This window comes from Frateuria soli, from assembly GCF_021117385.1.
Lineage (GTDB): Bacteria > Pseudomonadota > Gammaproteobacteria > Xanthomonadales > Rhodanobacteraceae > Frateuria_A > Frateuria_A soli.
On record NZ_CP088252.1, the window covers coordinates 2,887,074 to 2,905,424 of the forward strand.

An 18,351-nucleotide genomic window follows, 5' to 3' on the forward strand; every position below is an offset into this window, starting at 1 on the left:
TGGTTTGCGACCCGGCCCCCCTTCCGGGGCATCCCGCACGGCACGAAGCCGCCGCGCCCGGCCCCGCCCTTCTGCTTCCGCCCGCTGAGGGGGCGCGCGAGTCAGTCCATGCGCGCCTTGATGAAGGCGCGCGCGAAGCGCCAGTCGCGGTCGATGGTGCGCCGGCACAGGCCCAGCGCTTCGCCGACCTGTTCCAGGCTGAGCCCGGCGAAGAAGCGCAGTTCGACCACCTGGGCGGCGCGCGCGTCGGTCCGCTCGAGTTCGTCCAGTGCGGCATCCAGCGCCAGCGCCTGTTCGGCCGTGTCGAGTGCGAGCTTCAGCGCCTGGTCGTCCAGCGTGACGCGCTGCCACTGCCCGCCGGCGCACAGGCGCAGGCGATCGCGCGCGCGGTTGATCAGCAGGTGGCGCATGGCGCGCGCGGCGTAGCTGAAGAACTGTGCCGGGTGCTCGAACTGCAGGCCCTCGCGCTGGCCCATGCGCAGGTACAGCTCGTGCACCAGTTCGGTGGTGTCGAGGGTGGCATTACGGCTGCTGGCCAGCTGTCTGGCCGCCATTGCCTTCAGGCGCGCGTAGACCGTGACGAACAGTGCCTCGGCCGAAGGGTCGAGCGGCATCTGCCGTAGATCTGGCATGGCGAAGTACCCCCACGGATGCAGGCCTTCAACGGGGGAATGGTACGCCTGTGCAGTCGGGGTGGAGCGGGCCGGACCGGGAGGCGGGCCATGCGCGTGGCGGCGCCCTCTTCCCCTGCGGGGAAGGGACCGGCGGGCAAGTCGCGCGCCGGTTGCCTGCGGTCAGGGCCGCAACCGCGGCATGCCGTGCTCGTCACGCTCTTCCACCGCCAGCGAGCGTGTGTCCGGATGCGACAGCCGGCTGTCGCGCGGCAGGTCGAGCGTGGCATCGCCGCGAGTGAGCGCCAGTGCGTTGCGGTAGCAGCGCTGGGCGAGCGGGATGTCGCCCTGACCGACACAGGCCTCGCCCATGGCTTCCCAGGCGCCGGGACCGGGCGCGATGGCGAGCGCGCGCTCGAGGTAGGTGCGCGCCTTGCCCCACAGTTGCTGGCGCACGCACATGCGGCCCAGCGCGAGCAGCAGGCCGGGGTCGTTCGGGTGGGCGTCGAGCCAGGCCTCCGCGCGGCGCAGGCGGGCGTCGAGGTCGTCGCCGTCGAGGGTGCCCCAGGTTTCGGCCAGTTGGGGCGACCACTCGCGGCGCAGCGCCGATTCCAGTTCGTCCATCGCCGGCAGCGCCTGGCCGAAGGCGGCGGCGCGACGGGCGTAGGCGTCGATCACTGCGGGTGCACGGCGCTGGCCCTTGGGCAGTTGCGACCACAACGTGTTGAGCGCCTGGCCATCGGGCGCGGCGAGGATGGCGGCCACCAGGACCCGGGTCTCCAGCGCGGCATAACGCTGCGTGCCGAGCGCGCCACTTTTCTGCAGCGGCTCAAGTGCCGCCAGCGCGCGTCGCGGTTCGCCGGCGGCGAGCGCGGCCAGGGCCAGTTCGTGCCAGCCGCCAGGGGTGAGGCTGCCGCTGCCGGCTTCCGGATTCAGCAGCGCAAGGGCTTCGGCCGCCTTGCCGTCACGACGCAGCACGCGCGCACGCACGACGCGGGCGGCCTGCGGCGCGGCCTGGCCCGCACGGTTGAGCGTTTCCAGCGCACGGGCCGGCTCGCCCCGACGCGAGGCGGCCTCGGCGGAGGCCAGCAACGCGGGGCCGCGCAGCGCGTCCAGGCGGGCGGCGCGCTCCAGGTCGCGCTCGGCTTCGCCGTGGCGGCCCTCCATCAGCGCGACCAGGCCGCTGCCCAGGCGCTGCCGGCTGACTCGTCGATGCCGGCGCGACATCGCCCCGAACGGCCAGCGCGCCAGCCGCCACAGGCCGGCGAGGATCACCCCGGCCAGCAACACGATGGCCAGCGCGACCACCACGGTGGTTTCCACGCGCCAGCCGCGCAGGCGCACCAGCACGTAACCCGGGTCCTCGGCGACCCAATGCCAGCCGAACGCGGCCAGCGCCGCGACCACGATCAGCAACAACAGCCAGCGCCAGAGCTTCACGGCCGCCGCCCCGTGCTGGTGGCGGGGGCCGGCGTGGCGTCGACCGCCTTGAGCGCGTGCACCGCGCGCAGGTTGCGCAGCTCGGCCAGCGCGGCGCCCAGTTGCACGGGCGTGGCGGGCTTGAGGTTGCCGGCGAGGGTCTCCAGTTGCGCCTTCACGTGCGTCACGCCCGGATCGGCGGCGTCGAACTGCGCGGCCACGCTGGCCTGCGCCCGCAGGATGGCGGCGTGGGCGGCGTCGACGTCGGCGGCGAGCAGCGCCGCCTGCGCCTGGGCGAGGTCCAGCGCGGTCAGCTCGCGCGCAAGGCGGGCATCCGCTACCGCCAGCGGCGCGCCGTTATCGCGCTGCACGTTGACCACGCTACCCAGCGCATGACGGATGCGCGACCAGGCGCCCGGGCTGGCCGGCTGGGCGGCGGCGTCCTCACGCTTGAGCGGGAGCGTGCCGACTGCGGTCCGAAGCTGCTGCAGGGTCTCGACCGCACGGGTGCGCGGCACGCTCTGTTCCAGCGCCTCGCGCTCGGCCGCGATGCTCTGCCGCACGCCGGAGAAGGCGCCGTCGTTGACCGCGGCGAGCGCCTGGTCGGCCAGGCCGTAGGCGGCCGCCGCGCCCTGCGCGTCATGGAACAGCACGTAGCGCTGCTGGCCCATGCGCAGCAGCGTTTCGGTCTCGTCCAACAGCATCGCGTCATGACCGGAGAGACTCTTTTCCGATAGCTTGGCGACCGCATCCTCGAGGTTGCGCACGCGCTCGGACTGGCCCAGCAGTTCCTCGCGCAGGCTGCGATTGACCTGCTCGGCGTCGCCCAGGCGCTGGCGCAGCGAGGAGCGCTCGTCGCCCAGCGTGGTGAGCGTCTCTTCCAGTTGCCCCACGCGCTGGTCGAGCTGGTCGCCGGCAGCGCCCTGCATCTGCTGCCACTGGCGCCAGGCGACGTAGGCGGCCAGGCCGAGCGCGAGCAGGGCGATCAGCAGCGCGAGGGCCAGCGTGCCGCCACGGCGCGGAGCCGGTGCGGGCGCGGGGCGCGGAACGGGCGCGGCGGCTGGCACCGGCGCGGCGGGACGATCGGAAGCGAGGTCGTCTTGGTTCATGCGCGCCATGCTAGCAGCCCGCATGGCGGGGTTCGCATGGCGGGCGTGAAGCGTGGGCCGGACTCCCGCAGACGTCAGCGGGCGGCGGCGAGAAGGTCGGCGGGCCGGGCCGAAGCGGCACGGCGCACGTGGCCGAATCCAGCCGCACGGGCGGCGGCCTCCAGGCGCTCGCTGCTGACGATGGCGACGGCGTGGCTCAGGCGTGTCCACGCCTCCGGCGGCAGGGCTTCCCGGAGGTTGGCCAACGCCTGCGCACTGGAGAGCAGCACGCGGGCACTGGAGCGCAGTTGCCCGACGGCCTCGACATGCCGGCGATCCAGCCGCGGCGCCGTGCGTCGATAGACCCACACTTCGCGCAGCCGCGCGCCTCCATCGACCAGGCGCTGTTGCAGCACTCCGCGCCCACCGGGGGCGCCGACCAGCGCCACGCCCCGTCCCCGTACATCGCGCAGCGCGGGCAGGTCGAGCAGGCCTTCGCTGTCCTGCTGACGCGTGGGCGCCTGCGCGGCGAGGCCATGGCGGCGCAATGCGGCGGCGGTGCCCTGCCCCACCGCCAGCACCGTGGCGCGTGTGCGCAGCGGCGTCAACGTGGCGGCGAAGCGCACCGCGGCGGGGCTGGTGAACAGCACCAGGTCGTCCTGGCGCAGGGCCTCGCACAACGCGGTGCGCGCGCCGTCCCTGCCCTCGCGCAAGGCCATTCCGGGCAGCAGCAGCGGCACCCCGCCGCGCGCGCGCACCTGGCGCGCGAAGCCCGAGGCGGTGCCGGCGGGCCGGGTGATGACGATCACCCGCCCTTCGAGGTCGCCGGAGGTGGAAGCGTGTGGCACCGCGCAACCCGTTCAGTCGAGACAGGCGGCCAGTGTAAGCCGCTCGCTACACTTGCCGCTTTCCACCCGTGTGCCGCGTTGTGACCGCCGATTCCCGATTGCTTGCCGACGACCTGCTCCGCTTCATCCGCGACAGGATCCCGCTCGCCCGCGCCATGGACCTGCGCCTGCACGGTTACGGCCCGGACGGGCTCGTGCTGGCCGCGCCGCTGGCGCCCAACGTCAACGACAAGGGCTGCGCCTTCGGCGGCAGTCTGGCCAGCCTGATGACGCTGGCCGGCTGGGCGCTGGTCGAACTCGAACTCGAACGGCGCGGCGAGGACTGCGACGTGTTCGTCGGCGACTCGCACGTGCGCTACCTGGAGCCGGTATGGGAGGACTTCCACGCCGCGGCGCGGCTGGCCGAGGGCGCGGACTTCGCGACCTTCTTCGACACGCTGGCCGAGCGCGGCAAGGCACGCATCGACGTGCGTTGCGAGGTGCCCGGCCGTGGCGGGCGTCCGGCCGCCACGCTGGAGGCGCGCTTCGTCGCGAAGCGGCGGGCTGGGGCACAATGAAGGCCTGTTTCCGGAGGGAATCCGCCATGCGTCGCTATATGTTCCCACTGCTCGCGCTCGTCGCGATGCTCTGCGCCGGCTGCGCGACCGACCAGCGCAACCAGGCGCTGATCACCACGCTCAACGCCTACGCCAGCACCCTGCGTTGGGGCGATTTCCAGAGCGCGCGGCAGTTCGTCGATCCGAAGGTGCGCGAGGCCCATCCGCTCAGTCCGCTGGACCTGTCGCGCTACGAGCAGGTGCGCGTGACCGGCTACGACGAGGGCGCCGGTGCCGTGCCGGACGGCGAGAACCAGGTGCGGCAGGTGGTCCAGATCAGCCTGGTGAACGTGAACACGCAGTCCGAGCGGACGGTGGTCGACCGGCAGAGCTGGCGCTATGACCCGGAGAAGAAGCGCTGGTGGCTGATGAGCGGGTTGCCGGACATCACGCGGGAGTGAGTCCGCTCGCTCTCCCTCGCGGCAAAAGGGCGCCGGAGCGTGGCGGCCTTTGCGCCCGCCGCCACCCTCCCGGATAATCGCCGGTTTGCGCATCCGGCCAGGCCTGCCATGAACGACTTCCTGCACAAGCTCCCCACCTTCGTGGGCAACCACCTCGCGCTGTCGGCGCTGTTCGTGATCATCCTGCTTGCGCTGGTGGCGATGGAGTTCGGTCGCCTGCTGCGCAAGTACAAGGAGCTCACGCCCGGCGGGCTCACCTTGCTGATCAATCGCGAAAGCCCGCTGCTGATCGATCTTTCGGCCCGCGCCGACTTCGAGAAGATGCACGTGCCAGGCGCACGCCACGTGCTGCCCAGCCAGTTCGATCCCGAGCACAAGGACCTGGCCAAGGCCAGGGACCTGCCGGTGGTGGTGATGGACAAGGACGGCCGTGGCGCGGACAAGGCCGCGCAGCGGCTGGTCAAGGCCGGCTTCAGCAGGGTCTACACGCTGGGCGGCGGTGTGCTGGCCTGGCAGCAGGCGCAGCTGCCGCTGGCCAAGGGCAGCAAGTAAGGACGAAACAGGTAGCCGTCTATCCGCCGATGCCGGCCCGGCCGGCCAGGATCTGCGCCAGCACGTCGGGCGCGTATTCGAACGAATCGAAATAGAGCCGCTCGTCGGGCAGTCCGGCCTCCGCGAACATCTGCCGGCCGGCATTGATCATTGCTGGCGGGCCGCTCATGTAGACCTCGTGGCCGGACAGGTCCGGCTGGTCCTCCAGCACCGCCTCGTGCACCAGGCCGGCGCGCATGCCGACGGCGGCGGCCTGCTCCGGATCGGACAGTACCGGGTGGAACTTAAGATCCGGCGCCTCGCGTGCCCAGCGCCCGGCCAGCTCGCGAAGGTACAGGTCGCCGACGCTGCGCGCGCCCCAGTACAGCGCCATCGGCCGGCGCGTGCCCAGCGCCAGGAAGTGTTCGACGATGGCCTTGACCGGCGCGAAGCCGGTGCCGCCGGCCATGAACACCATCGGCCGTTCCGAATCCTCGCGCGGCACGAACGTGCCCAGCGGCCCCTCGATGTGCAGCCGTGCGCCGGTCGCCAGTCCGTCGTGCACCCACGAGGTGAAGCCGCCGCCGGCGACGTGGCGCACGTGCAACTCGATGCTGCCGTCCAGCTTCGGCCCGCTGGCGATCGAGAAAGGCCGGCGCCGCCCCTCGTCCAGCAGCACGTCCAGGTACTGCCCCGGCAGCCAGTTGAGCGGCTTCTGCCCAGGCACGGGCCGGAGCACCAGCCCGGTGACGTCGGGTGCCAGCGGCTGCTTGCCGACCACCTCGACGGTGAGACGGCGCCGCGCGATGTCCTCCACCGAAGTGACTTCGCGCGCAGCGATGGTCAGGTCGGTGGCCGGCACCGCCTGGCACATCAGGATCGCGTGGCGCGCCATCGCGCTGCCGCTCAAGGCGACCGGCGGATTGCGCGGGTAGTCGCACTGGCCGGCCAGCAGCGTGGCCTTGCAGCTGCCGCAGACGCCGGCGCGGCACGAGTACGGCAGCGCGATGCCGGCGCGCTGCGCCGCCTCGAGCACGGTCTCGCCCGGCGCGACGGGGAAGGTGCTGCCCGAGTTCTTGAGGGTGACGGTGAACACCCGCGCATTGTCGCCGCGGCGGCCATGGTTGGACAATGCGTGCTTTGGTTGATACGGCGCGTCCCATGACGATCTGGAAGCAGGCACCCGAGCTCGAGCGCATCAATGCATGGAGCGACAACACGCTGATGCAGGTGCTGGGCATCCGCTTCACCGCGATCGGCGAGGACTGGCTCACCGGCACCATGCCGGTGGATGCGCGCACGCATCAGCCGTTCGGGCTGCTGCATGGCGGCGCTTCGGTGGCGCTGGCCGAGACACTGGGGAGTACCGGCGCGCTGCTGACGCTCGATCCGGAACAGGAGGCGGCGGTCGGCCTGGACATCAACGCCAACCACGTGCGTGGCGTGCGGGCGGGCGTGGTCACCGGCACGGCAAGGGCCCTGCACCTGGGCCGCTCGACGCAGGTGTGGGAGATCCGCATCGAGAACGAGGAAGGCGCGCTGGTGTGCATCTCGAGGCTGACCATGGCAGTGGTGCCACGGCGGGCGGTGGTGCGGTGAGCTGCGCAAAGGTGCACACACGCTTTGCTCCTTCTCCCCGGGAAGAGGGTCGGGGTGAGGGGCCGGGGCTCGCCGGGAAAGTCCCCCGAAACGTGGAAAGAAAGACCACGCCCTTGCGGAGCCTTTCCGCCAGGGCGGCCCCTCACCCCAGCCCTCTCCCCGGCGGGGAGAGGGAGCCGGGAGCATGATCGCGGCCCCCTACGCCAACCTCACCCCCGACCTCGTGCTCGACGCCGTCGGCACCTGCGGCCTCTGGCCGGACGGCCGGCTCCTCGCGCTCAACAGCTACGAGAACCGCGTCTGGCAGGTCGGCATCGAGGACGAGGCGCCGGTGATCGCCAAGTTCTACCGGCCCGGGCGCTGGAGCGACGAAGCCATCGCCGAGGAACACGCCTTCGCGCTGGAACTGGCCGACGACGAGCTGCCGGTGGTCGCACCGCTGGTGTTCGATGGACGCACCCTGCTCCACCATGGCGGCTACCGCTACGCGCTCTATCCCCGTCGCGGCGGCCGCGCCCCCTCGCTGGAATCGGCCGACCAACTGGAATGGCTGGGCCGCCTGATCGCACGCCTGCACGCGGTCGGCGCGCGCGCACCGTTCCGCCACCGCGAGCGCGTCGACCGCACCACGCTGATCGAACGTCCCGCGCGGGCGGTGCTGGCCTCGCCGCTGCTGCCGCCGCACCTGGCCGAGGCCTACCGCGCCGCCGCAGGCCGGCTCGACGAAGCGGTGGCCGCTCGCCTGGATGCGGTCGGCCCGGTGCGCCAGCTGCGGCTGCACGGCGACTGCCACCCGGGCAACCTGCTGTGGACCGATGCCGGCCCGCACTTCGTCGACCTGGACGACGCCCGCACCGGCCCCGCAGCGCAGGACCTGTGGATGCTCGCGCACGACGACGCGGCCATGGACGCACTGCTGGAGGGTTACACCTCCATGCGCGACTTCGACCACGCGGAGCTTGCGCTGATCCCGGCGTTGCGCGCCATGCGCCAGGTCCATCACGCCGGCTGGATCGCCCAGCGCTGGCCCGACCCGGCCTTCCCCGCCGCGTTCCCGTTCGCCGCCGAGCCACGCTGGTGGGAGCAGCACGTCGCCGATATGCACGAGCTGGCCGACACGCTGGCCTGAGTCGCACACGACGCGCCGCAAACGCGGCACACTCCGCGCCTTCGTCCACGTGCCTGGAACCCTCTGCATGCGCAGTTTCCTCTTTCGTCTGATCGGCATCCTCGAAATCGCCGGCGGCCTGTACGGCGCCGCGGGCGCACTGCGCCGCCTGCTGGTGATGGGCTCGACCTACGACATGCTGCACGCGCTGGTGGCGCTGGTCGCCTTCGGCTTCGTGCTGCTGGCGGGCGTGTGGCTGGTCGAGGGCAGCGACCGGGGCGTGGCGTTCTCGCGCGTCGCGCAGCTGCTGCAACTGCCGCTGATCGCCACGCCGGTGTTCAGCTATGCGCTGCACGCGGGGGCGTACCTCAACATCTACACCACCTTCCACCTGGCGCGGCCCTGGCTGGACTGGAGCTTCGGCACGCAGGGCTTCGTGCTGGCGGTCGCCGGGCCTTCCGTTTCCCGCATCGGGGTGAACCTGCTGGCGGTCGTGTCCTGGCTCATCCTCAAGCTGCGTTGATGCCCTGACTCCCTCCCCTGCTGGCAGGGGAGGGCTAAGGAGGGGTGCTCTTCGCTCCGAACGCCCCCCCTCCCAACCTCCCCCCTGCGTGCAGGGGGAGGAGCAGGAGCGGTCAGGCAAGCACCGGTATCATGGCCGGATGAACACCCCCACCCCGCACGACTCCGCCGCCCTGCCGCGCATCCGCCTCAAATCCGACCGTGCGCCAAGCCACCCGTGGGTGTGGTCGGCGCAGGTGTACAAGCCCGAGCAGCGCCTGCCGCCCGGCAGCGTGGTCGATGTGGTGGACAGCAAGGACCGCTTCGTCGGTCGTGGCTTCTGGAACGGCCATGCGCGCATCGCGCTGCGGCTTCTCACCGGCGACCCGGCCGAAGCGATCGATGCGGACTGGATCGCCGCACGCATCGCCCGGGCGGTGCAGCTGCGCCGCGAGTTGTTGCAGCTGGACCGTGCCAGCGATGCCTGGCGCGTCGTGCACAGCGAGGGCGACGGCCTGTCGGGGCTGGTGGTCGACCGCTACGCCGACATCCTGGTGATCGAGTATTTCGCCGCCGGCATGTGGAAGTTCCGCGAGGCGATCCACGCCGCCCTGCTCGAACACTTCCCCGGCGCGCGGCTGTACTGGTTCGCCGAGAGCCACGTGCAGAAGCAGGAATCCTTCGACTGCCGCAGCCCCGAGCCACCGGCACCGGTCCAGGTGCACGAACACGGGCTCGCCTTCCACGCCGCGCCGGGCCTGGGCCACAAGACCGGCTTCTTCGCCGACCAGCGGGAGAACCGCCGCCGCTTCGCCGAGTTCGCGCGCGACCGGCGTGTGCTGGACCTGTGCTGCAACTCCGGCGGCTTCGCAGTGCACGCGATGGCCGCGGGCGCGCGCGAGGCGGTCGGCGTGGACATGGACGCGGGCATCCTTCAGATCGCACGTGCCAACGCGGCGGCCAATCACCTGGCGATCGACTTCCAGCAGGCCGACATCTTCGACTGGCTGCGCGAGGCGGCCGCGCGCGGCGAGCGGTACGACGCGGTGATCCTGGACCCGGCCAAGCTCACGCGCGACCGCAACAAGGTGTTCGATGCGCTCAAGAAGTATTTCGCCATGAACCGGCTGGCGCTGGATGTGATCCCGCCCGGCGGCCTGCTGCTGACCTGCTCGTGCACCGGCCTGGTGGCCGAGGCGGATTTCCTGGAGATGCTGCGCCGCGTGGCGCTCAACGCCGGCCGCGAGATCCAGGTGCTGCAGGTCGCCGGTGCCGGCGCCGACCATCCGGTGCGCGCCGACGTGCCCGAAGGCCGTTATCTCAAGGCGGTGTTCTGCCGGGTGGAGTAGGCGCCGCACCAAGCTCTTGTAGGAGCCCACTTGTGGGCGATGCTCTTCGTCCGGCATCAGAGCAGAGGCATCGCCCACAAGTGGGCTCCTACCGACGTCTCCGGAAGCCCATCCTGACGGCGGTGACGGGCGTCAGGCAGGCTCGGGGGCGCGATCGGCCGAACGCCGCACTACCGGCCGCGCGTTCCGGTCGAACACCAGCGTGCTGTGCTGCTGGCTGCGCATGACCTGGGCCTCGCGCGGGTCCACGTCCAGCGCCATCGCCTCCTCGATGAGCGCCACTGCCGCCGGTCCTTGCCGGCGCCGCGTCTTGTGGGCGAAGCGCGCCTGGTTGTAATAGGCCCAGCTGGCGAACACCACGGCGCATGCCAGCGCGTAGCCGAGAATCGACAGCAGGTCGGAGGTCTGGTTGGCGTAGGCCTCGGCCGACAGCTCCACCCAGGCGGTGCGCAGGCCGGCCAGCCATGCCAGCAGCGTGATCACCGGCAGCCACAGGTACAGCCAGAGCATCCACGCCACCAGCGTGACCAGCGAGGACAGCATCCGCTGCGCCGGCGTGCGCCGGCGCTCGTTCTGGATCACGAAGCCTTCGGCCTTCATCGCAGCCCCCGGTCCGGGCTGGTCCAGATCGCGCGCACGCCGCGACGCTTGAGCAGCGCCCTGGGGAACGCGACCACGGTGGTCAGCGTGTTGATCATCCAGTAGGCGATCGGGTACCATATCATCCAGTAGTAGTTGCGTCCGATGCGTGTCTCGTAACGCCGGTCGATCACCAGACTGAGCAGGAACTGGGTCAGGCAGGTCAGCCCCAGGATGACGCCGTGCCAGCGCGGCAGCAGGCTGGGGACCGCGAACTCGGGCGGCAGCGGGATGAACTTGCCCACCGCCCACAGCGCGACCACCACCACCATCAGGTAGGCCCACACCAGGCTGAGCAGGTATTCCAGCGCCACCGGCCACATGCGCCGGCGGCGCCAGTTGAACAGACCACCGGCATAGCGCAGCAGCACCTCGCTGCCGCCCTGGGCCCAGCGCAGGCGCTGGCGCCACAGGCCGCGCACGGTCTCGGGGGTGAGCAGCCAGCACAGCGCGTTGGGCTCGTAGCGCACGTCCCAGTGGCGCATCTGCAGGCGCCAGCTGACGTCGATGTCCTCGGTGACCATGTCGACGTTCCAGTAGCCCACGTCCAGCAGCGCGCGCTTGCGGAACGCGGCGATCACGCCCGACACGGTGAAGATGCGCCCGTACACGCGCTGGGCGCGCTTGATCAGGCCGATGATCGAGGAGAACTCGCCCACCTGCAGCTTGCCCAGCAGCGTTGAGCGGTTGCGGATGCGCGGGTTGCCGGTGACCGCGCCCACGCGCGGGCTTTCCAGCAGGTGGCGCATCATCCAGTGCGCGGCATGCTCGTCCAGCAGGGTGTCGCCGTCGATGCACACCAGGAACTCGTGGCGTGCGGCGAGCGCCGCCATGCGCAGCCCCATCGCCTTGCCCTGGTTGCTGGCGAAGTGGATCACGCGCAGCTGGGGCACCTCCGCGGCCAGCGCGTCCAGCTGGTCGCCGGTATCGTCGGTCGAACCATCGTTGACCGCGATGATCTCGAATTGCGGCCAGCGCTGGCGCGCCAGCTGCCCGATCGTCTCGCGGATGTGCGTGCCTTCGTTGTGGCAGGGCACCAGGATGCTGATCGGTGGCTGCTCGGGCAGTAATCCGGGCTCGTCACGCGGTGGCTGCCGCCGCTCCCAGCGCAGGAAGTAGAGGATGCTCCCGCTCATCCACAGCATCGACATGACCAGCGGGTAGTAGAAGGCAAAGTCGAGCAGCACCGACAGGGCGTGATTCGTATCCACGGTCAGCGCTCCCTGTACGGGTAGGTGGCCGAGGAGATGCCCGGCCGGATGCGCTCGAGCTGCGGATGGTTGGCCGGGAAGTCGTCCGGGTAGTAGCCCAGGTGCAGCGCACCGTTGACCTGCAGCAGGCGCATGCGGGCGAGGACCGCCTCCGTGTCGATCGGCTGGCGCGTGTGCCAGTCTTCGGTGGCGAGTTCGAACACGGTCTTCTCGCGCGCCCCCGGCACCGCGGCGACGGCCGCGGCGAGGCGCCGGAACCATGCCTTGGCCGGTTCGGCGTGATCCAGTTGCGGCATCGCCATCAGGCCCACTTCATCGTATCCGGCCACGAATGCCGGCAGCGATTGCGCGAACCACGCCTCGGCCTTGCCGTCGAGCACCGGCGCGGCGAACAGGTTGCGCGCGGTGCGCAACTGCGGCCGCCAGCGGCGCGCGCGCTCGATCAGTTCGTGGGTGTAGTCGACCAGCCATGCCGTGCGTGCGGCGCCCGGCGGCGGCGCGTCGTGCAGGCGGTCGGTGTCGCGCAGCAGCGCGTCGTCGGAAAACAGCAGGCCGTCGAACCTGGCATGGCTGGCCAGGTCCTCGTAAAGATCGCCGATCCACCCGCGCACCGCCGGCTGCGAGGGATCGAGCCGCGCCACGTCGCGGCCCTCGCCGGCCAGCCCCAGCGCCGCCACCGGATCGCCTGCGCGGGGACGGAATGCCAGCGCCGGCATCCAGGCGTAGACATGCACGCCGGCGCGGGTCTGCAGCTGCCAGGCCACGCGCGAGAACAGGTCCGCGCGCATCGGCAGGTGGCGATTGGGAAAATAGAGGGCATCGGCGACGCCATCGCCGTCCGGGTCGGCGTAGGCCTGCAGCCAGACCTGGTCGACGTCCATGCGCTTGATGCGGTCGAGCAGCTGCGAGAGGTTGCGTTCGCGCTGGGCCGGGTCCGGGTCGTAGACATAGTCGAGGTCGACCTGCACCACGCGGCGCGGCTCCTCCTCGTGCGTCGGCATCAGCTGCCAGGCCAGGTCCGCCACGCCCGGGTCGCCGCCGAGCAACAGTCGATCCAGGGTGCGGTCGCGCGCCGGATCGGGCACGGCGTTGCCCAGCGTCAGCGACATCTCCATGCCCAGTCCCGCGGCGATTTCGCGGGCCGGCCGGTTGAACGCGCCATAGGGCCAGACGATCGCCTGTGGCGCCACGCCGGTGTGTTCGCGGATCGCCGCCACGCTGCGCGCGAGGTCATCGGTGATGCGCTCGCGCCAGGCCGTCTCGGTCTCGTAGCTGCCGCTGGCCGGGTCATAACGGCGCGTCACCGCCGCCGGCAGCAGGTTGCCCTGCGGGTTGCCCAGGATGCCCTCGTGCAGCGCATCGGTGTGCGAAGCGATCTCGACCAGTCCCGAGCGCTGCATCTGGCGCACCTGTCCCCAGGTGACGAAGCAGGAGGCGTCGCAATCACGGCCGTTGTAATCCAGCCGGTGGCCGGGCGCGGTCTCGATCCAGCCGGTCACCAGCGCCAGCAGCGCGGGGTAGCGGTAAGCCTGCAGCAGCGGGTAGACGCGCGTGTAGAAGCTTTCCAGTCCATCGTCGAAGGTGAGCAGGAAGGCCTTCTCCGGCAGCGCGGCGCCGCCTTGCGCGGCGGCACGCACCTGCGCCGCGCTGACCGCGGTCCAGCCGTTGGCATGCAGGTATTCGAGGTGACCGACCAGGTGGTCCAGGCTGGTCGCATCCGGATCGGTGGTCGGACCCTGCGCGGGGTCGTGGATGTCGTGGTAGCTCAGGATCACCAGCCGGCCGGCGTGCGCGGGGGCGGCCAGCAGGAGCAGCAGGGCGAGGATCAGGTAACGCATGTCACTCCCCCCAGTGCAGGGTCAGTTCAAGCGTGGCGCGCGTTTCGCGGCGGCCGTCATAGGGTTGGCTGTGCCAGCCCAGCCGCCAGCCGAAGCCGAGCCCCTCGTGCGGCTGCCAGGTCTGTCCGTAGCCGGCGTCGGCAACCCAGCCGGCGGACTGGCCCTGCTGGGTGTAACTGCCCACCGCCACGTCGACGAACTGGTGCCAGTTGCGTCCGTAGCGCTCGGCGAGCACGTGGTCCAGGTGCGCGGTGACGGTGGCGGCGCCGTCGCGGCGCGGGTTGAAGTAGGCAGCGTCGTCCAGCGTGTTGTGCGAGGCGTACAGGTCCGCGCCCAGTTCCAGTTGCAGCCGCGGGCGGGTCAGCACGCGACCGGTAACCCCGAGGTCCGCCGCGCGGCGGCGGTTGCCGTCGCTGAAGTTGGCCGCCTGTACGCCCAGCCGTGCGGCGAGCAGTTCGCTGGGGCGCCACTCGATCGTGCTGTCCAGCGTGCTGCCGTGGATGCCGTAATAGCGGGCGCGCAAGGGGATGTCGGCGCCGGCGCTGCTGGCGTCGGTGCTCCACGCCCAGTGGTCGCTGATCGCCCAGTCGAAGCCCGCCTCCACCGCGGTGGGGTCGCTGCCGGTGCCGCGCGAGGGCAGCGCCTGGAGGTAGGCCTGCAGGCCGCGCCACTGCCCGCGCACGCCCAGGCCCGCGTCGGTGCGGCGGGCGTCACCCTCGGGCAGCGAGGCCTGCGCGTGGCGGGCGACGGCGTAGAGGCGCCAGTGACCGGCCAGTAGCGGCGAAGCGAGCGTGGCCCGGGTGTCCTGGTCGCTATCGCCATAGTCGATGGTGTTGCCGCGGCCGAACGTCTGAGCGGCATCGAACTGCCAGCCGCGCTGGCGGTCCCAGGCCCGGCGTGCGCGCTGCACCTGCCCGTTGCGCGGGTAATGCGCCTCCAGCTCCTCGAGCCCGGGCTCGATACCGGGGAAGTCGCCCAGCTCGCGGCGCGTCTGGAGCAGTCCCACGCGCACGCCCAGGTCCTGCGGGTCCAGCCCGCGGGCGATCGCCAGGTCCGCCTCGGCACGGCGCGGCCAGCCGCGGCTGCGTTCGTTGTTGCCCAGCTCGCGGCGCCAGGGCGCGCTGGCCGGCGCCTCGCGCACGCCGGCGGCGAGCCGGGCGTGGGCCTCGGCGAGCAGGCCGGCGTAGCCGCGCAGCAGCGCAGCGTTGAGGTCGTCTTCGCTGCGATGCGGATTGGCCACCGGCGCCCGGCGCCCGGGCGCGCGCAGCCACACCGGCTGCGCCGCGGCCGCGGCATCGATGGTCCGGCGAGCCTGCTCGTACCGTCCGGCCTCGCTGTAGGCGTACATCAGCACGATCGCCGGATCGGATTCGCTCCCGGAAATGCTGCCCGGTGCCGCCGGGCCGGCGCGTTCGAGCAGTCGCGCGGCCTCTTCGGGGCGCTGCCGGTCGAGCAGCGCCTCGGCGAGCGGACGCAGCACGTAGGGCGGCAAGGCGTCGCGTTCGGCCAGTGTCATGGCGTCGTAGGCGGCGGCCACCTCGACGCTGCGGCCGGCGCCCTGCAGGACCACCAGCCGGTCGAGCCGGGCACGGCGCACGATGGCCGGTTCACCGGCATGGCGCGCGACCACCGCATCGAGCTGGCGCACTGCCGCATCGGCGGCGGCGTAGGGATCGGCGCCGGGTGCGACCGGATCGCGCACCGCGCGGCGCGCGCGCTGCGCCGCCACGTCGGCATCCAGCCGCGCCAGCAGCGCGGGATCGGCCGGCAGGTCCCGCGCCAGCTCTCGCGCGCGACTGGCCGCGCCGACATCGGCGAGGGTGAGTACCTGCCGGCGCAGCAGCGCCGCGTCGTCCGGGTGATCGCGCAGCGCGTCCTCGCACAGCGCCAGCGCGCCGGTCCATTGCCCGGCCTGGCGCAGCTGGTCGATCGTCGCCACCACATCGTGCGTGGCGGCCGCGCCTGCCGCGGCCGGGGCGGCCAGCAGCGCCGCCCATACGGCGACAGCGAGCGCGAGACGTCCCCCGCCCCCCGGCACGGGGCTCCGAATGACCATTGCGTTGTCCCCTGTTCCTGTCCGGCGCAGGCCGCAGGCCAGCCCGTTGGCGGATCAACCCGTCCGCGCGCGATTTTTGTGAACTTTATCACGCTATTGCGGCTTTCCTGCGCGTGTCCGGCGGCCATCCATGCCGGCATCCGCTGCACCCCCGGACGACCGGAAGGTCAGCCGTCGTGCGGGATGCGTCCGCGCAGCGAGACCGCATCGAACGGGCCTGCCTGCGCAATGAGCGCGCGCGCGGCATCCACCTGCCCCCATACGTTCCACAGCAGCACGCCGCGCACGCGGCCGTCGTCCAGGTAATACACCACGCCCTTGCGGTGCGGCTCGCTCCAGTCCTCCACCCGTTCCAGGCGCGCATCGAGCAGGCCGACCGCCTCGTAGCCGAGGTCGAACAGGTCCGAGTAGAAGTACGGCAGCGTGGTGAACTCGCCACCGGCGCCGGCCATCGCACGGCCGGCATGCGCACCCATCTCGACGGCGGCGTTCTCGTGTTCCACCCGCAGCCGTCGGTCGAGCGAGGGGTTGAAGAAGTTGGCCACGTCGCCCGCCGCCCAGATGTGCGGGTCGCTGGTACGCAACGTCGCGTCGACCACCACGCCGTCGCCGACCGCGAGGCCGGCCTGGTTCGCCAGCCCGGTATCGGGCGTCACTCCCAGGCCAGCCACCACGGCGTCCACGCGCAGGCTGCGGCCGTCGGACAGCGCCAGCTCGACACCGTCGTCGTCCGCGCGGCCGTCGACCACCTTGGTCCCCGACAGCAGTTCCACGCCGCGCTCGCGGTAGTAATCGTCCAGGAACGCCGCCAGCGCCGGCGGATAGCGCCCGCTGCCGATCGAACCGGCCGGGAAGATCATGGTGACCCTGCAGCCGGCGCCGGCGAGCGAAGCGGCCAGCTCGCTGCCGATGAAGCCGCCGCCGACCACCGCGACGTGCGCACCGGCCACGGCCTGGTGGCGCAGCCGCCGGTAATCCTCGACCGTGCGGAAGTTGATGACGCGCTCGCCCGGGGCCAGCGGCAGCTGCCGCGGCGTGGCGCCGGTGGCCAGCAGCAGGCGACCGTAGCGGTAGCTGTCGCCCTGGTCATCGCTCGCGCGGCGGTGGGCGGCATCCAGCGTCTGCACGCAGCGCTCCAGGTGCAGCTGCGCGCCAGTGGCAGCGGTGCCCAGGTCGATCGACTCCAGCGGTTTGTCGCCCTTCCACAGCGCCTTGGACAGGGGCGGGCGCTCGTAGGGCGGCGAGGTTTCCGCGCTGACCAGGCCGATGCTCGCCGAGGCGTCGGTGGCACGGATCGCCTTGGCGGCCGCATCGCCCGCCATGCCGCCGCCGATGATCAGATAGTCGTACGTGTGCTCCATGTTCCGCTCCCATGACCCAGGCCACCGACCCATGATGCGCCTGTTCCGGCAACACGGGGACGCCGCGGTGGGAAGCCCGCGTGCACACGGCCTTGATCGTCGCGCCCGCCACACTCCTGTCGATGAACAGCTGCCCCAGCGAACCCGATCCGGCCCTGCGCGTGGAAGTACGCAAGGCAGGCCTGGTCTACGTCAGCGACATGCAGCCGGGCATCCGCCGGCTGCGCCGGGGCAAGGGCTTCGTCTACCGCGACGCCGACGGCCAGCCGCTCACCGACAAGGCCACCCTGGCCCGCATCCGGGCACTGGCCATCCCGCCCGCCTACGAGGACGTGTGGATCTGCGCCAATCCCGACGGCCACCTGCAGGCGACCGGGCGCGATGCCCGCGGGCGCAAGCAGTACCGCTACCACCCCGACTGGCGCGAGTTGCGCGACCACGGCAAGTTCGACCGCGTCCTCGCTTTCGGCGCCGTGCTGCCGAAACTGCGCCGTCGCGTCCGCCAGGACCTCGCGCGGGCCGGCCTGCCGCGCGAGAAGGTGCTGGCGCTGCTGGTGCGCCTGCTGGACGAAACGCTGATCCGCGTCGGCAACGAAAGCTACGCGCGCGACAACAAGAGCTACGGACTGACCACCCTGCGTTCGCGCCACGTGCGCGTGGCACGCGGCCGGCTGCGCTTCTGCTTCAAGGGCAAGAGCGGTCAGGAGCAGGACGTCGAACTGGACGACACGCGGCTGGCGCGGATCGTGCGCCGCGTGCAGCAACTGCCCGGCCAGCGGCTGTTCCAGTACCTGGACGATGCCGGCGAGCGCCAGCCGGTCGACTCGGGCATGGTCAACGACTACCTGCACGGGGCCTGCGGGGAGACCTTCAGCGCCAAGGACTTCCGCACCTGGGGCGGCACCGCCCACGCCGCCGGCGTGCTGGCCCGCACGCCGCTGCCGGAGAAGGGCGGCGAGCGCGCCCGCCGCCATGCGCTGGTGGAGGCGGTCAAAGAGGTGGCCGAAGTGCTGGGCAATACGCCGGCGGTCTGCCGCCAGTCCTACATCCATCCGCAGGTGTTCGAGGGTTGGTGCGACGGCAGCCTGCAGCGCGCGATCACCGAGGCCTGCGCAGGGAAGCCGCGGGAACTGGAAAAGGCCACGCTGCGCTTCCTGCGGCAACGCCTGAAGCCGAAGCGTCGCGGCAACTGAGA

Annotated in this window: 18 protein-coding genes; 8 read left to right on the forward strand and 10 right to left on the reverse strand. The window is 71.7% G+C overall.

Features of this window, described 5'->3' with window-relative positions; all coding sequences use genetic code 11:
- Positions 1-101: 101 nt before the first annotated feature.
- The 4 genes from LQ771_RS13300 to LQ771_RS13315 all read right to left on the reverse strand — a co-directional run bounded on the left by LQ771_RS13300 (position 102) and on the right by LQ771_RS13315 (position 3,966).
- Positions 102-632, reverse strand: a complete 531-nt coding sequence (locus LQ771_RS13300; RefSeq protein ID WP_231349879.1) for an ECF-type sigma factor — start codon at positions 630-632, stop codon at positions 102-104.
- A 162-nt stretch (positions 633-794) separates the two neighbouring features.
- A complete protein-coding gene (locus tag LQ771_RS13305) occupies positions 795-2,051 on the reverse strand; it encodes a heme biosynthesis HemY N-terminal domain-containing protein (protein WP_231349880.1) in 1,257 nt (418 codons plus the stop codon).
- Positions 2,048-3,139 (reverse strand): uroporphyrinogen-III C-methyltransferase, encoded by a 1,092-nt coding sequence (locus tag LQ771_RS13310; protein ID WP_231349881.1) that lies wholly within the window; start codon positions 3,137-3,139, stop codon positions 2,048-2,050. Before LQ771_RS13310 ends, LQ771_RS13305 begins: the two co-directional genes overlap by 4 nt.
- A gap of 74 nt (positions 3,140-3,213) precedes the next feature.
- Positions 3,214-3,966 carry a uroporphyrinogen-III synthase gene (locus tag LQ771_RS13315; protein ID WP_231349882.1) on the reverse strand — a complete coding sequence of 251 codons (753 nt, stop codon included), beginning with the start codon at positions 3,964-3,966 and terminating at the stop codon, positions 3,214-3,216.
- Positions 3,967-4,046: 80 nt separating this feature from the next.
- On the opposite strand from LQ771_RS13315, the gene LQ771_RS13320 reads away from it, so the two are divergent.
- From LQ771_RS13320 to LQ771_RS13330, 3 genes are all read left to right on the forward strand, one after another.
- Complete coding sequence (locus LQ771_RS13320; protein WP_255674174.1) at positions 4,047-4,523, forward strand: YiiD C-terminal domain-containing protein; 477 nt, start codon at positions 4,047-4,049, stop codon at positions 4,521-4,523.
- A gap of 26 nt (positions 4,524-4,549) precedes the next feature.
- Positions 4,550-4,963, forward strand: a complete 414-nt coding sequence (locus tag LQ771_RS13325) for a hypothetical protein (RefSeq protein ID WP_231349883.1) — start codon at positions 4,550-4,552, stop codon at positions 4,961-4,963.
- Positions 4,964-5,071: 108 nt separating this feature from the next.
- Entirely contained in the window at positions 5,072-5,515 is a 444-nt protein-coding gene (locus LQ771_RS13330; RefSeq protein WP_231349884.1) for a rhodanese-like domain-containing protein, read from the forward strand.
- Between the two features lie 19 nt (positions 5,516-5,534).
- Here the strand turns inward: LQ771_RS13330 and LQ771_RS13335 are convergent, their stop codons facing one another.
- The gene (locus LQ771_RS13335) at positions 5,535-6,626 is read right to left on the reverse strand and encodes a 2Fe-2S iron-sulfur cluster-binding protein (protein WP_231349885.1); all 1,092 of its coding nucleotides are present in this window, start codon (positions 6,624-6,626) and stop codon (positions 5,535-5,537) included.
- A gap of 29 nt (positions 6,627-6,655) precedes the next feature.
- Between LQ771_RS13335 and LQ771_RS13340 the strand changes: the two genes are divergently transcribed.
- The 4 genes from LQ771_RS13340 to LQ771_RS13355 all read left to right on the forward strand — a co-directional run bounded on the left by LQ771_RS13340 (position 6,656) and on the right by LQ771_RS13355 (position 10,051).
- Positions 6,656-7,093, forward strand: a complete 438-nt coding sequence (locus LQ771_RS13340; RefSeq protein WP_231349886.1) for a hotdog fold thioesterase — start codon at positions 6,656-6,658, stop codon at positions 7,091-7,093.
- A 184-nt stretch (positions 7,094-7,277) separates the two neighbouring features.
- The gene (locus LQ771_RS13345; RefSeq protein ID WP_231349887.1) at positions 7,278-8,222 is read left to right on the forward strand and encodes a serine/threonine protein kinase; all 945 of its coding nucleotides are present in this window, start codon (positions 7,278-7,280) and stop codon (positions 8,220-8,222) included.
- A 67-nt stretch (positions 8,223-8,289) separates the two neighbouring features.
- Positions 8,290-8,724 (forward strand): hypothetical protein, encoded by a 435-nt coding sequence (locus LQ771_RS13350; protein WP_231349888.1) that lies wholly within the window; start codon positions 8,290-8,292, stop codon positions 8,722-8,724.
- Positions 8,725-8,863: 139 nt separating this feature from the next.
- Complete coding sequence (locus LQ771_RS13355; RefSeq protein WP_231349889.1) at positions 8,864-10,051, forward strand: class I SAM-dependent rRNA methyltransferase; 1,188 nt, start codon at positions 8,864-8,866, stop codon at positions 10,049-10,051.
- Positions 10,052-10,183: 132 nt separating this feature from the next.
- Here LQ771_RS13355 and pgaD read toward each other — a convergent pair whose 3' ends face one another.
- The 5 genes from pgaD to LQ771_RS13380 form a co-directional block, all read right to left on the reverse strand.
- On the reverse strand, positions 10,184-10,651 hold the full coding sequence (gene pgaD / locus LQ771_RS13360) for a poly-beta-1,6-N-acetyl-D-glucosamine biosynthesis protein PgaD (RefSeq protein WP_231349890.1): 468 nt from the start codon (positions 10,649-10,651) through the stop codon (positions 10,184-10,186).
- Entirely contained in the window at positions 10,648-11,901 is a 1,254-nt protein-coding gene (gene pgaC / locus LQ771_RS13365) for a poly-beta-1,6-N-acetyl-D-glucosamine synthase (RefSeq protein WP_231349891.1), read from the reverse strand. Before pgaC ends, pgaD begins: the two co-directional genes overlap by 4 nt.
- Before the next feature lie 2 nt (positions 11,902-11,903).
- Positions 11,904-13,739 (reverse strand): poly-beta-1,6-N-acetyl-D-glucosamine N-deacetylase PgaB, encoded by a 1,836-nt coding sequence (gene pgaB / locus LQ771_RS13370; RefSeq protein ID WP_231349892.1) that lies wholly within the window; start codon positions 13,737-13,739, stop codon positions 11,904-11,906.
- Position 13,740: 1 nt separating this feature from the next.
- Positions 13,741-15,795 carry a poly-beta-1,6 N-acetyl-D-glucosamine export porin PgaA gene (gene pgaA / locus LQ771_RS13375; RefSeq protein WP_231349893.1) on the reverse strand — a complete coding sequence of 685 codons (2,055 nt, stop codon included), beginning with the start codon at positions 15,793-15,795 and terminating at the stop codon, positions 13,741-13,743.
- A 167-nt stretch (positions 15,796-15,962) separates the two neighbouring features.
- Complete coding sequence (locus tag LQ771_RS13380; protein WP_231349894.1) at positions 15,963-17,156, reverse strand: NAD(P)/FAD-dependent oxidoreductase; 1,194 nt, start codon at positions 17,154-17,156, stop codon at positions 15,963-15,965.
- Positions 17,157-17,278: 122 nt separating this feature from the next.
- Here LQ771_RS13380 and LQ771_RS13385 point away from each other — a divergent pair, with 122 nt between their 5' ends.
- Complete coding sequence (locus LQ771_RS13385) at positions 17,279-18,349, forward strand: DNA topoisomerase IB (protein ID WP_231351917.1); 1,071 nt, start codon at positions 17,279-17,281, stop codon at positions 18,347-18,349.
- Positions 18,350-18,351: the final 2 nt, after the last annotated feature.

Coding starts and splice junctions, on each gene's coding strand:
- LQ771_RS13300 (WP_231349879.1), bottom strand. CDS start 632: ATGCCAGATCTACGGCAGATGCCGCTCGACCCTTCGGCCGAGGCACTG.
- LQ771_RS13310 (WP_231349881.1), bottom strand. CDS start 3,139: ATGAACCAAGACGACCTCGCTTCCGATCGTCCCGCCGCGCCGGTGCCA.
- LQ771_RS13325 (WP_231349883.1), top strand. CDS start 4,550: ATGCGTCGCTATATGTTCCCACTGCTCGCGCTCGTCGCGATGCTCTGC.
- LQ771_RS13330 (WP_231349884.1), top strand. CDS start 5,072: ATGAACGACTTCCTGCACAAGCTCCCCACCTTCGTGGGCAACCACCTC.
- LQ771_RS13340 (WP_231349886.1), top strand. CDS start 6,656: ATGACGATCTGGAAGCAGGCACCCGAGCTCGAGCGCATCAATGCATGG.
- LQ771_RS13345 (WP_231349887.1), top strand. CDS start 7,278: ATGATCGCGGCCCCCTACGCCAACCTCACCCCCGACCTCGTGCTCGAC.
- LQ771_RS13350 (WP_231349888.1), top strand. CDS start 8,290: ATGCGCAGTTTCCTCTTTCGTCTGATCGGCATCCTCGAAATCGCCGGC.
- LQ771_RS13355 (WP_231349889.1), top strand. CDS start 8,864: ATGAACACCCCCACCCCGCACGACTCCGCCGCCCTGCCGCGCATCCGC.
- pgaD (WP_231349890.1), bottom strand. CDS start 10,651: ATGAAGGCCGAAGGCTTCGTGATCCAGAACGAGCGCCGGCGCACGCCG.
- pgaB (WP_231349892.1), bottom strand. CDS start 13,739: ATGCGTTACCTGATCCTCGCCCTGCTGCTCCTGCTGGCCGCCCCCGCG.
- pgaA (WP_231349893.1), bottom strand. CDS start 15,795: ATGGTCATTCGGAGCCCCGTGCCGGGGGGCGGGGGACGTCTCGCGCTC.
- LQ771_RS13380 (WP_231349894.1), bottom strand. CDS start 17,156: ATGGAGCACACGTACGACTATCTGATCATCGGCGGCGGCATGGCGGGC.
- LQ771_RS13385 (WP_231351917.1), top strand. CDS start 17,279: ATGAACAGCTGCCCCAGCGAACCCGATCCGGCCCTGCGCGTGGAAGTA.